This is a genomic window from Cytobacillus stercorigallinarum (assembly GCF_014836495.1).
Classification (GTDB): domain Bacteria; phylum Bacillota; class Bacilli; order Bacillales; family Cytobacillaceae; genus Cytobacillus; species Cytobacillus stercorigallinarum.
On the sequence record NZ_JACSQT010000009.1, the window covers coordinates 106475 to 118816 of the forward strand.

At 39.6% G+C, this 12342-nt stretch carries 13 protein-coding genes; all 13 read right to left on the reverse strand.

The window, feature by feature from the left end; translation table 11 throughout:
• Positions 1 to 20 precede the first annotated feature (20 nt).
• The 13 genes from H9655_RS16915 to H9655_RS16975 all read right to left on the reverse strand — a co-directional run bounded on the left by H9655_RS16915 (position 21) and on the right by H9655_RS16975 (position 12337).
• Positions 21 to 881: a F0F1 ATP synthase subunit gamma gene (locus H9655_RS16915; protein ID WP_191816216.1), complete on the reverse strand. Its 861-nt coding sequence runs from the start codon at positions 879 to 881 to the stop codon at positions 21 to 23.
• Positions 882 to 1027: 146 nt separating this feature from the next.
• Positions 1028 to 2536 carry a F0F1 ATP synthase subunit alpha gene (atpA, locus tag H9655_RS16920; protein WP_191816218.1) on the reverse strand — a complete coding sequence of 503 codons (1509 nt, stop codon included), beginning with the start codon at positions 2534 to 2536 and terminating at the stop codon, positions 1028 to 1030.
• A gap of 24 nt (positions 2537 to 2560) precedes the next feature.
• Positions 2561 to 3097: a F0F1 ATP synthase subunit delta gene (locus tag H9655_RS16925; RefSeq protein WP_191816220.1), complete on the reverse strand. Its 537-nt coding sequence runs from the start codon at positions 3095 to 3097 to the stop codon at positions 2561 to 2563.
• Positions 3094 to 3612, reverse strand: a complete 519-nt coding sequence (locus H9655_RS16930) for a F0F1 ATP synthase subunit B (RefSeq protein WP_191816222.1) — start codon at positions 3610 to 3612, stop codon at positions 3094 to 3096. Before H9655_RS16930 ends, H9655_RS16925 begins: the two co-directional genes overlap by 4 nt.
• 131 nt (positions 3613 to 3743) lie before the next feature.
• Complete coding sequence (gene atpE, locus H9655_RS16935; protein ID WP_095371589.1) at positions 3744 to 3956, reverse strand: F0F1 ATP synthase subunit C; 213 nt, start codon at positions 3954 to 3956, stop codon at positions 3744 to 3746.
• A 79-nt stretch (positions 3957 to 4035) separates the two neighbouring features.
• Positions 4036 to 4746, reverse strand: a complete 711-nt coding sequence (gene atpB, locus H9655_RS16940; protein ID WP_191816224.1) for a F0F1 ATP synthase subunit A — start codon at positions 4744 to 4746, stop codon at positions 4036 to 4038.
• A 7-nt stretch (positions 4747 to 4753) separates the two neighbouring features.
• A complete protein-coding gene (locus H9655_RS16945) occupies positions 4754 to 5143 on the reverse strand; it encodes an ATP synthase subunit I (protein WP_191816226.1) in 390 nt (129 codons plus the stop codon).
• Positions 5144 to 5149: 6 nt separating this feature from the next.
• Positions 5150 to 5371: an AtpZ/AtpI family protein gene (locus H9655_RS16950; RefSeq protein ID WP_191816228.1), complete on the reverse strand. Its 222-nt coding sequence runs from the start codon at positions 5369 to 5371 to the stop codon at positions 5150 to 5152.
• Positions 5372 to 5682: 311 nt separating this feature from the next.
• The gene (locus H9655_RS16955) at positions 5683 to 7929 is read right to left on the reverse strand and encodes a S8 family serine peptidase (protein ID WP_191816230.1); all 2247 of its coding nucleotides are present in this window, start codon (positions 7927 to 7929) and stop codon (positions 5683 to 5685) included.
• Between the two features lie 212 nt (positions 7930 to 8141).
• Positions 8142 to 9287, reverse strand: a complete 1146-nt coding sequence (gene wecB, locus H9655_RS16960; protein ID WP_191816232.1) for a non-hydrolyzing UDP-N-acetylglucosamine 2-epimerase — start codon at positions 9285 to 9287, stop codon at positions 8142 to 8144.
• A 144-nt stretch (positions 9288 to 9431) separates the two neighbouring features.
• The gene (gene upp, locus H9655_RS16965; protein ID WP_191816234.1) at positions 9432 to 10061 is read right to left on the reverse strand and encodes a uracil phosphoribosyltransferase; all 630 of its coding nucleotides are present in this window, start codon (positions 10059 to 10061) and stop codon (positions 9432 to 9434) included.
• 211 nt (positions 10062 to 10272) lie between these two features.
• Positions 10273 to 11514, reverse strand: a complete 1242-nt coding sequence (gene glyA / locus H9655_RS16970; protein WP_191816236.1) for a serine hydroxymethyltransferase — start codon at positions 11512 to 11514, stop codon at positions 10273 to 10275.
• Between the two features lie 286 nt (positions 11515 to 11800).
• Positions 11801 to 12337 carry a TIGR01440 family protein gene (locus tag H9655_RS16975; protein WP_191816238.1) on the reverse strand — a complete coding sequence of 179 codons (537 nt, stop codon included), beginning with the start codon at positions 12335 to 12337 and terminating at the stop codon, positions 11801 to 11803.
• Between the last annotated feature and the right edge of the window lie 5 nt (positions 12338 to 12342).

Consider the following 12342-nt stretch of genomic DNA (forward strand, 5'->3'; position numbering starts at 1 on the left):
AATAAGAAATGCTATATTAATTATTCTAGAGCCGCTGCTCCACCGACAATTTCAGTAATTTCTTGAGTAATTGCAGCCTGACGTGCACGGTTATAGCTTAAGTCTAATGCATTGATTAGATCTTTCGCATTATCCGTTGCATTCTTCATCGCTGTCATACGCGCAGCATGCTCACTGGCTTTACTATCTAATAATGCACCATAAATTAAACTTTCAGCATACTGAGGTAGCAATACTTTCAAAATTTCTTCAGCGGAAGGCTCAAATTCATACGAAGTTAACTGGTCTGATCCACTAGAAATGTCTGTTAGTGGTAAGATTTTTTTCGATGTTACTTCTTGCGTAATTGCGCTGACATAGTGATTGTAATAAATGTATACCTCATCATATGTTTCATCAGAGAACATACCAACCGTTTTAGTTGTTAAGTCTTTGATTTCAGCAAATGATGGCTGGTCTGCTACGCCGACGATATCGACGATCACATTCATCCCTTTTCCTTTGAAGAAATCAACAGCCATTCTACCAATCGCTATAATGACAAACTCATCATTAGACTTATGTCTTTGTTGAATCGTTTGGTTAACCGCTTTTAATACTCTACTGTTAAATGCGCCAGCTAGTCCACGGTCAGATGTAATGACGACATAACCCGTTTTCTTAACTGGACGACTCACTAACATTGGATGTGATGCATCTGCACTACCAATTGCGATAGACGCTGTTACCTCTTGGATTTTTTCCATATAAGGGACAAATGCTTTTGCATTTATTTCCGCACGAGTCATTTTAGAAGCTGATACCATTTGCATAGCTTTTGTAATTTGGCTTGTTTTCTTCGTAGAATTGATTCGGTTCTTTATATCACGTAATGATGCCACAGGTTCTCACCACCCTTATACTTAAGTGTGTTTGATTGGTTGGCACGTAGGCCTTCTCAACCCTTATATATCATTAGATCCTGTAAAAACAATGCATGAAAAGGCAGGAAGGGACAACAATCCCATCCTGTCTAACTCTGCAATGATTATTCAGAAACCACAAACGTTTTCTTGAATTCGTTAATTGCAGCTGCCATATCTTCATCAGCCGGAAGGCCTTGAGTTGTAGCGATATGGTCAAGCAACTCTTTATGATTTTGATCTAACCAAGTAAGATATTCTTCTTCAAAACGACGGATGTCTTCAACTGGAATATCATCAAGGAAACCACGAGTTAATGCATAAAGAATCGCAACTTGCTTTTCTACTTTAAGTGGTTTATTAAGGTCTTGTTTAAGAACCTCAACTGTACGAGTACCACGGTTTAACTTCGCTTGTGTTGCTGCATCTAAATCTGAACCAAATTGAGAGAATGATTCAAGTTCACGGAATGAAGCAAGGTCTAGACGTAATGTACCAGCTACTTTTTTCATTGCCTTGATTTGTGCAGAACCACCAACACGTGATACAGAAAGACCTGCGTTAATCGCTGGACGAACACCAGAGAAGAATAGGTCAGACTGAAGGAAGATTTGTCCGTCAGTGATCGAAATAACGTTTGTTGGAATATAAGCAGAAACGTCACCTGCTTGTGTTTCAATGAAAGGTAGAGCAGTGATTGAACCGCCACCTTTTGCGTCACTTAATTTAGCTGCACGCTCTAGAAGACGGCTGTGCAAGTAGAATACATCCCCTGGATATGCTTCACGACCTGGAGGACGACGTAATAATAATGAAAGTTCACGATAAGCAGATGCTTGTTTTGTTAAGTCATCATAAACAACTAATACATGTTTACCGTTATACATGAACTCTTCACCCATTGCTACCCCAGCATATGGTGCTAAGTATAGTAATGGAGCTGGTTGAGATGCAGATGCAGTTACAACAATCGTGTAATCTAGCGCACCTGTTTTACGTAAAGTTTCAACTGCATTACGTACAGTCGATTCTTTTTGACCAATTGCAACATAGATACAGATCATATCTTGGTCAGCTTGGTTCAAAATTGTATCGATTGCAACAGATGTTTTACCTGTTTGACGGTCACCGATGATTAACTCACGTTGACCACGACCGATTGGCACTAATGCATCAATCGCTTTAATACCTGTTTGTAATGGCTCATGTACAGATTTACGATCCATAACACCTGGAGCCGGTCCTTCAATCGGACGAGTTTTAGTTGTATTGATTGGTCCCATTCCATCAACAGGATGTCCAAGAGGATTTACAACACGGCCAATAAGTTCTTCACCTACTGGTACCTCCATGATGCGTCCTGTGCGGCGAACTTCATCGCCTTCTTTGATTTCTGTGAATGGTCCTAAAATAACAATACCGACGTTACTTTCTTCAAGGTTTTGCGCCATACCCATAACGCCATTCGAAAATTCAACAAGTTCGCCAGCCATGGCGTTATCTAAACCATGAACACGCGCGATACCATCACCTACTGAGATAACTGTACCGACATCACTCACTTGAATTTCCGACTGATAACCTTCAATTTGCTTTTTTATCAGCGCACTGATTTCTTCAGCTTTGATGCTCATGAGTTTCACCCCTATCTACGAATCTTAGCCTAACAATTGTCGCTCAAGTCTATCTAGCTTGCCACGTAAGCTACCATCGAAAATCTTGTTTCCTATGCGAAGCTTGACACCGCCCAATAAATTTGAGTCAACGATATTTTCTATACGAAGTGATTGCTTGCCCACTTTAGCTGCAAATGTTGCAGATAAAGCTTTGCTCTCTTCATCAGTTAAAGGACGAACAGAGTAAACTTTCGCTTCAGCTATTCCTTTTTGCTCATCTGATAGGTCTAAGAAATGCTCGACCATACCTGTGATTTCATCTTCACGATGACGCTCCACCATGATGAGTAAAGTGTTTATCACATATGTGTTAACAGATGCAAAAGCTTCCTTTACGATCTCTTTCTTTTTTTGAATAGAGAGCTTAGGAGTCTTTAACACTGCTTTAAATTCAGAGTCATGATTCACTACGTCTTTCACTGCACGAAGCTCATCTTCCATTTGGTCAAGAAGCTGATGTTCATTCGCAAGCTGGAATAGAGCTAACGCGTAACGTTTTGCCACTATTGAGCTCGTCATTGCTTCTCGCCTGCCTCTTGAATATATTCGTTAATTAGTTTTTCTTGATCGGCTGCACTTAATTCCTTCTCAATGACTTTCGAAGCAACTAGGACAGATAATGAAGCAACTTGTTCACGAATAGCGGATACAGCTTGTTCTTTTTGCTGCTCGATTTCAAGTTTTGCAGAATTTTTCAAACGATCGCCTTCAGCACGTGCTGCAACAATAATTTCTTCGCGTTGTGCTTCACCTTGCTTCTTCGCGCTTTCAATTAACGTTTGCGCTTCTGTACGCGCTTCTTTTAATAGAAGTTTTTGCTCTTCTAGTAATTTCTTCGCCTCTACACGACTTGCTTCTGCTGCTTCAATTTCACCAGCGATATGTTCTTCACGTTGGTTCATGATTCCCATAAGTGGGCCCCATGCGAACTTTTTAATTAAAGCTAACAAAATGATGAACATAGCCAATTGGAATACGATGTCGCCACCATTAAAGCCGCCAGATGCACCTAATACATAACTATCTAATAACACCCTCGATTCACTCCCTTCAAGAGACGTTCACTTAAGGTCAAACTATTTTAAAGTCATTCAATTGATTTTCACATAAAGGAAAGGCGAAGGTCCACTTGTGATGATCTTCGCCATTTTACAAATACAAAAAATTAGCCACCGATAACCATGAATGCGATAACTACGCCGATGATCGGAATCGCCTCAACTAACGCTACCCCGATGAACATAGTAGTTTGAAGCATACCACGAGCTTCTGGTTGACGTGCCATACCTTCAACTGTTTTTGAAACGATTAATCCGTTACCAATACCTGCACCAAGTGCTGCTAAACCAATTGCGATTGCTGCTGCTATAAGACCCATTATTTGTTTCCTCCTTAAAATTTTGGAATAAAATTATTTTTAACAAACATGTTTTGTTCATGTAATGAACAGGTATATATTAATGGTCGTGACTCACTTTGTGAGACATATAAACCATTGTTAACATACAGAAAATAAATGCTTGGATAGCACCGATAAATACGGAGAATCCCATCCATAACAATGTTGGTAATACTGCTACAGCATGTCCTAAGAATCCTGTTGCAAGTGATCCTGCAAGTAATGTCAGTAGGATTTCCCCTGCATAGATATTACCGTAAAGACGCAAACCAAGTGTTAATGTGTTGGCAAACTCTTCAATGATTTTCAATGGGAACATAAACCACATTGGCTTGAAGAAATCTTTCCCATATCCTTTCAAACCCTTCACTCTCACACCATAATAATGTGAAAGACCTACCACCATCGCTGCTAGTGTAAGCGTTACGACCGGATCAGCTGTTGGTGATTTCCACCATAGCTCGTGGTTATAGGTGACTGCAAATGGAAGTCCTAGCATGTTAGATACAAAAACGTACATGATGAGCGTGATTCCAAGCACGTGGAATCTACCACCATCTTTCCATGCCATGTTGCTGTTGATGATGTTCTTAACGAAGTCCATCACCCATTCAAAAAAGTTTTGCATACCTGTCGGCTTCATTGCTAAACGACGAGTTGAAATGACAGCAATTAAGAAAACTATCACACTTGCGACTGTTATCATCAAAATATTAGATAAGTTGAAGGTTAACCCCATAAATTTTATCAATGGAGCTCCATGATCCATAAATTATTCACCTCTCTTCCCGCTTTTTACGTAAATGAAAAGATTGAAGAAAAAAATCTATCATAATGACTAAATAGGACGTCATTAATCCCAACACTACACTTATAAGGTGAAAATACTCTGGATACTCAAGCGCAATGATAACTGCCAATGCGGCAGATGCCATTCGCGACATCGTTCCTAGTGAACGCACCTTTTGCTCTTTCTCTACTGCTTCTCGGAACTGAATCATCTTCCTTACGATTAACCAAAGATTAAAGAAGCTAAGAACCGTTCCCAAAATCAGGCCAAGAAAGATAGATTGATAAGACGTAAAGCCCCAGCCGAGTACAAAGAATGACAACAAGAAAAGCATATATTTACGTTGTCTACTAAATCGTTCTTGTATTTCCGGCATATTTGTTTATTCTCCTGAAAAAAAATGTTGGATTAAACGAAGCATGGCATAAATGCCCACTGTCAAACCTAGTAATAAACCGATTATTAGAAACAGTGGTTCGGTCTCTAGTAACCGATCGAACCATCTCCCAGCAAATACACCTAGAAGAATGGCGCCTACTAATTGGGAAAGAATGGCGGACATGAGTGCCATCGCTTTAAAAGGGCGAAGGTCATTATCACGCATTAAAACGCATCCTCTCAGTCGAGAATGGTAAGAGGTTTTCTGAGGAAAGCAGTATGAAAATCGTCTATTTCATATGATATAAAACTATAAATCTGCTCATGAAAACCCTATCAATAATACCCTTTGTAAGCATACAATAGGGGCATGTCAATGTCAATGCGTTTAATGGGAAATTCACCAGTTCTCTTTTGGGCAAAATATGGATGTTCACACTTTTTTCATAAAATTTTCATTAGATTATTCTTGCAAAAAAAGACTAATTATGCGTTCCTTTTGGCTATTATTTTTCAATTATAATTTTTTTATACAATTTAATTACCTTTCATTTCTAATTCCCCATTTGTACCAATAAACAAACGGGTCTCTATCCAATCTTCTTGTCCAGATTTACGAGCAAATACTTTTGCAATATACAATCCAGGCTGTGGTAAATCGCTTATGAATAAATCCTCTTTCACCTGACCCTTCTTTACATTTTTCTTCCAATCGAGCATTCCTGTAAAAGTTAATGAAGTTGAATCGAACAAAGCAATCCCAAATTCTTCAGCTCCGCCAGGTAAATATACTTCATAACGATACGTTTCCATACTATCGCCTTTCCCAAAACTAAATCCCATGACACGCGGATAATCCGGTTCTTCTAATACGTATAAGTAAGGGATGTGAATCGTTTGCTTATTACTGTTCAACTGGATTGTACCGTCTGCCAATTTTTCAGAGAGTTCCTTTGGATTAACAATCATATGTAAACGAATCGTTTTCTTCTCTTTAGGCTCAAGCATAAAAGATAATGGCAGACGCCATTCAATCCCTTTTTGTTTTTTCGGAATTTCAAAAGCATAGGACTGTTTTTCATCGGTTGTATTTTCAACAGTAATTTTAGCTACATGGTCATGATGTTGTTCTGATAACTTAAACTTGCCAAACTGTAAGGACGATGGATAGATAAGTGTGGATGTCTTTAATGCTTCCTTCAATTGAATTCGGCCCGCACCTTGTTCAAAGGTACGGTAGGGGGTGCCATTTTCATTTACTATAGGTAAGGCCGTATTCATGAGTGCTGCTTTTACTTGCTCAGGGCGCCAATCAGGATGAGCCTGTATTAACAAAGCAGCCGCCCCTGCCACATGAGGCGCTGCCATACTTGTTCCTTGTAATGGTGTATACCCACCAGGAATCGTACTATTAATGGCTACTCCTGGTGCCACCACATCAGGCTTTATTTCCCAAGTAGATGTCACCGGACCTCTTGAACTAAATTCAGCTAATATGTCTTTTTCTTCTTTTATGACTGTTTGTCCATATAATCTTTTAGCTTGTGAAAGCTCTTGATTGATCGCTTCCCCATCTGCTTTTGTTAATGATACAACTGGAATATCTAACATCTCTTCTAAATTACCCATGAAGGTGCCTGATGTATTATTGTAAATAAGCAAAGCCATTGCGCCCGCTTCCTTGGCATTCTTACTTTTTTCCGTAAAAGTTAATTCCCCTCTCTCAACAATCACTACTTTTCCATTAGCCCCTTTTAATTGCTCCTTTTTCCCAATGCCACCGTTATATAATTCAAATGATTTGTTCAAATCCCATGGTATCGTTCCTTGCATTGGGTACAGTTTCATTTCTTTTTTACCAATATGTAAATAAGGTACTTTTAATGTAGGGGTAGAAGCTCCTACAGAAATGGCTTTGGCAGCCGTACCAGGTGAGCCAACGCTCCATATGCCAGGCCCTGAATTACCTGATGATGTAACAGCAACGATTCCACTATCGACTGCCTTATTTAAAGCAAGACTAATGGGGAGATCCGGTCCGTTCACATTATTGCCCAAGGAAAGATTAATGACATCCACTTTGTCTTTTATCGCTTGTTCTATTGCTTGTAACACTTGCTCTGTCGTCCCGCTTCCGCCTGGTCCTAAGGCACGATAAGCAATAATCTCTGCTTTTGGTGCCACGCCTTTTACTTTTCCGTTGGCTGCAATGATACCTGCCACATGAGTACCGTGCAATGTGTCCAAACGCCCCATATTCACTGTTTCCATCGGATCGTCATCTTGGTCCACAAGGTCTTTCCCACCACTATAACTAATGCGTAAATCTGGATGACGATAATCAATGCCCGTATCAATGACGCCAACCTTCACCCCTTCTCCAGTAAGGCGATGATTAGCATCATCAAAATAACCTCTGATGGCCTCTCCGCCAATAAGCTGAATATTGTCATTCTCCCCTTGCACAGTATAATTTTGTACAGTTGTCAGGTGATTAATTGTTTGATTCCCTTCTATTTGTGCTAATTTTTCACTTGTTGCTTCAACAGAAAACCCTTTAAGGGCATAGTTATATATGTATCTTATAGCGACACCTTGTGCTTTGAGCTTCTCCTTTTCTACTTGTAAGTCGGCGTCATCACTATAAACGATAATAGCCACTTGTTCTTCTTGTTGCATTTCATCCAAGGAAGGCACGATTAATTGAGATGAAGATGCACTCATCCCTAACGTACAAGGAAAAAGAAAAAGAATAATAACAAGTATAAATAGATTTCTCTTCATTTACGACGCCTCCTTTTTTATGTTAGCGTCTTCGATTTTGTTCCTCCCTATACTACGGAATTTAATGGGAAGCGCAAATAAAAAAGGTGATTACCCTTATTTTAATTTAGGCAATCACCTTTCTTTATTGTAGGCTGTTTTAAAACCAGCATTCGACTCCTGCGAGCAAAATAGCCTTTGCAAACAAACGCTACAATCATTAAGAAAATATATTAAGGCTTAAATGGAGCTGGCCTCTTTAGCCCTTCACGAAAATAATACTTAATGGCCTCTGCAATTCTTTCAGAAGCGTGACCATCACCATATGGATTAGAAGCTTTCGACATCGCCTCATACGCCTGTTTACTTGTTAACAGTTCATGAGCATTTGCGTATATCACTTCTTCATCTGTACCTACCAGTTTCAATGTGCCCGCTTGAATACCCTCAGGACGTTCTGTTGTATCACGCAACACTAACACAGGCACCCCTAGCGATGGTGCTTCTTCTTGTACACCGCCGGAATCAGTTAAAATTAAGTGAGCACGCGAGGAAAAATTATGAAAGTCAATCATCCCTAGCGGTTCAATTAAATGAATCCGTGGATGCCCTTGTAAAATTTCATTCGCCACTTCTCTAACAGCAGGGTTTAGGTGAACAGGATATACTAATTGCACATCTTCATGAGTTTCGACAATTCTTTTGATCGCTTTAAACATCTGTCTCATCGGCTCGCCAAGATTTTCCCTGCGATGGGCTGTCATCAAGATTAAACGATCGTCACCAATTTTCTCTAAGATCTCATGCTGATATTGCGGTCGCACTGTTGTTTTTAACGCATCAATAGCCGTATTACCCGTAATGAATATTTGCTCTGCAGATTTATTTTCCCGTAATAGATTATCCGCCGATTTCTCGGTTGGCGAAAAATGAAGATCACTGATTACCCCTGTCAGCTGACGATTCATTTCTTCCGGGTACGGAGAAAATTTGTTCCAAGTGCGTAAGCCTGCCTCCACGTGACCGACAGTAATCCCGTTATAAAATGCTGCTAAACTTGCCGCAAATGATGTTGTTGTATCTCCATGGACAAGAACAATGTCAGGTTCAACCTCTTTCATTACTTCATCTAAACCAGCCAATACACGGTTGGTCACTTCTACTAACGTTTGTCTTGCCTTCATAATATTTAAATCAAAATCCGGCTCTATTTGAAAAATTCTAAGCACCTGATCGAGCATTTCCCGATGTTGAGCAGTCACTGTTACGATAGAATGAAAGTCTTGTGGGTACTTGTTGAGCTCAAGAATAAGCGGCGCCATCTTTATAGCTTCAGGCCTTGTTCCAAATATACTCATCACCTTAATCGGTCTTTCCATAAAACACTCGTCCACCTTTCTAAAAAGAAGTGCTAAGTCGCACTCACCATCTGACAAACAACTGTCGAGCAAATCTTCTTAGGAAGCGCTCTTGTAAAAAAGCCCGTCCAAGGACGGGCTCTTTTTTATCAATTAGCTTCTTTTTTATTTCGTACCGAATAAACGATCTCCCGCATCTCCAAGACCGGGAACGATGTAGCCTTTTTCGTTTAACATTTCATCTAATGCAGCAATATATATATCCACATCTGGATGTGCTTCTTTTAATGCTTCTACCCCTTCAGGTGCAGCAATTAAACACATGAACTTGATGCTTTTTCCACCGCGTTTTTTCAAAGAATTGATTGCTTCAATAGCAGATCCGCCTGTTGCAAGCATTGGATCGACTACAATGAAATCACGTTCTTCAATATCACCAGGGAATTTTGCGTAGTATTCAACCGGCTTTAATGTCTCTGGATCACGATATAAGCCCACATGTCCTACTTTAGCTGCAGGGATTAATTTCAAAATACCGTCTACCATCCCAATACCCGCTCGTAAAATTGGCACAATCCCTATTTTCTTACCAGAAAGCACTTTTGAATGGGTTTTTTGAACAGGTGTATCAATTTCAATTTCTTCTAAAGGCATATCTCTCGTGATTTCAAAAGCCATCAAAGTCGATACTTCATCTACGAGTTCACGGAATTCTTTCGTACCTGTATTTTTTTCACGAATGTATGTAAGCTTATGTTGGATTAATGGATGATCGAAAACATATACTTTTGCCATAACTATCTCTCCTTTTACTGATTGTACAAATCACACTTCGTACTATTTTACAGAAAAATCGTTTGTGGGGCAACTACGATTCTTGCCACAAAAACATTTATTGCCAATGAAAAAAAAAGAAAATGTTGCAGATGCTTTTAGATCATTCGTTATAGATGTCATAACTTAACAAAAATCCAGCCCTCAAGCGAAGGCTGGATAAACTAGATGATTATCTTTCTGGATATAAAATAAATTTGCTTGTTAATGCTTCCACTCGTTGTGAAGCTTCAGCTAACTTTTCTTCATCTTCCGCATTTTTCAATGTGAACGCGATTATAGAAGCAATCTCTTCCATATCTTTCTTCGCAAATCCACGAGAAGTAACTGCAGCTGTACCGATACGGATGCCGCTTGTCACAAATGGGCTTTCTGGATCAAATGGAATTGTATTTTTATTAACAGTAATACCTACTTCATCAAGGACTTTTTCTGCTACTTTACCTGTTAAACCTAAAGAACGTACATCTACAAGTAATAGATGATTATCTGTTCCACCAGATACTATGTCGATGCCTTCATTTTTTAGTGACTCTGCTAAATGCTTAGCATTTGTGATAATGTTTTCCGCATACTCTTTAAAACTAGCTTCTAATGCCTCTCCAAAAGCTACAGCTTTAGCGGCAATAACATGCATTAATGGACCACCTTGAATACCTGGGAAAATCGATTTATCGATTTTTTTCGCAAATTCTTCTTTGCAAAGAATCATTCCACCACGTGGACCTCTTAATGTTTTATGAGTTGTTGTTGTGACGAAATCAGCATATGGTACCGGATTAGGGTGAAGGCCAGCTGCCACTAAGCCTGCAATATGAGCCATATCGACCATTAAATAAGCGCCCACCTCATCTGCAATTTCACGGAAACGCTTGAAGTCTATTACACGAGGGTACGCACTTGCACCTGCTACAATTAACTTCGGTTTATGCTCTTTCGCCTTTGCTAATACATCATCGTAATTGATGGTATGAGATGTTTCGTCAACACCATATTCAACGAAATTATATTGGATACCACTAAAGTTAACAGGACTTCCGTGTGTTAAGTGGCCACCGTGGGATAGATTCATACCAAGGACAGTATCACCTTGTTCTAAAATTGTGAAGTACACCGCCATGTTTGCTTGCGCACCTGAATGAGGCTGAACATTCGCATGCTCGGCTCCAAAGATTTGCTTCGCGCGTTCTCTAGCTAAATCTTCCACTACATCAACATGCTCACAGCCACCATAGTAACGACGACCAGGATACCCTTCAGCATATTTATTCGTTAGAACAGATCCTTGTGCCTCCATTACCGCCTCTGACACAAAGTTCTCTGAAGCGATTAATTCAATCTTACTTCTTTGACGTCCTAATTCATCTTGAATTGATTTGAAAACTTGCTCGTCCTGCTGCGCTAAATGCTTCATACTTATAATCCTCCCTTATCTCTACCACACTATCAAAATGAATAGCTATTATGAAAATTCTCCTTTATTCTATCATGTTTTTTCGGGAGGATACAGGCAAGCTTATTGTTTATTAAGAGAAAAAAATTATCTATCTTAACGGAAAACGGTTACATGTAAATGATTATGAAATTCAGGGTAATGTTGGTATTTTTGTATAAAAGATGTACAGAAATAACTAGTAATATTCGTCATTCATCTGCCTATAAGCTAGCGGCGCATTATCAGACTACCAGAGGACTTTTTTCTATTGGTAGACCGCCCTTTCTCCCCCAATCAACTTCGGCCTAGTCGTTGCCAATGTGACGTGTGCACCACCTAGCTCATTTAATGAAATGCGAATCGGTACAACTACATGCTTTAAGTGCATGCCAATAAAGGTGTCACCGATATCTATCCCTGCATCAGCTTTTATATGCTCTACGACAACAGGGTCATTCAAATGTTGAAAGGCATACGTCGCCATCGCACCACCCGCTTTTCGGATTGGCACAACACTCACTTCTTCTAAGTTATCCTTCCTAGCGGATGCCCGTTCAAGAACAATGGCCCGATTTAAATGCTCACAGCATTGAAAAGCGATTTGAACATTTGTTTGTTTTTGTAAGTTCATTAGTTCTGAAAATATGATTTCAGCCACATCCACTGATCCAGCTGTACCGATCCGATTACTCATCACTTCACTTGTACTACAGCCAATGACGATTAATTTGTCCCCATGTAGTGAGACTTGTTGTGTAAACTCTGTTAAAATATTCCGCCATTGTTGTTTTAACTCTTCCATCCTTA

Coding starts and splice junctions, on each gene's coding strand:
- atpA (WP_191816218.1), bottom strand. CDS start 2,536: ATGAGCATCAAAGCTGAAGAAATCAGTGCGCTGATAAAAAAGCAAATT.
- H9655_RS16925 (WP_191816220.1), bottom strand. CDS start 3,097: ATGACGAGCTCAATAGTGGCAAAACGTTACGCGTTAGCTCTATTCCAG.
- atpE (WP_095371589.1), bottom strand. CDS start 3,956: ATGGGTCTTATAGCAGCAGCAATCGCAATTGGTTTAGCAGCACTTGGT.
- atpB (WP_191816224.1), bottom strand. CDS start 4,746: ATGGATCATGGAGCTCCATTGATAAAATTTATGGGGTTAACCTTCAAC.
- H9655_RS16945 (WP_191816226.1), bottom strand. CDS start 5,143: ATGCCGGAAATACAAGAACGATTTAGTAGACAACGTAAATATATGCTT.
- H9655_RS16950 (WP_191816228.1), bottom strand. CDS start 5,371: ATGCGTGATAATGACCTTCGCCCTTTTAAAGCGATGGCACTCATGTCC.
- H9655_RS16955 (WP_191816230.1), bottom strand. CDS start 7,929: ATGAAGAGAAATCTATTTATACTTGTTATTATTCTTTTTCTTTTTCCT.
- wecB (WP_191816232.1), bottom strand. CDS start 9,287: ATGGAAAGACCGATTAAGGTGATGAGTATATTTGGAACAAGGCCTGAA.
- upp (WP_191816234.1), bottom strand. CDS start 10,061: ATGGCAAAAGTATATGTTTTCGATCATCCATTAATCCAACATAAGCTT.
- glyA (WP_191816236.1), bottom strand. CDS start 11,514: ATGAAGCATTTAGCGCAGCAGGACGAGCAAGTTTTCAAATCAATTCAA.
- H9655_RS16975 (WP_191816238.1), bottom strand. CDS start 12,337: ATGGAAGAGTTAAAACAACAATGGCGGAATATTTTAACAGAGTTTACA.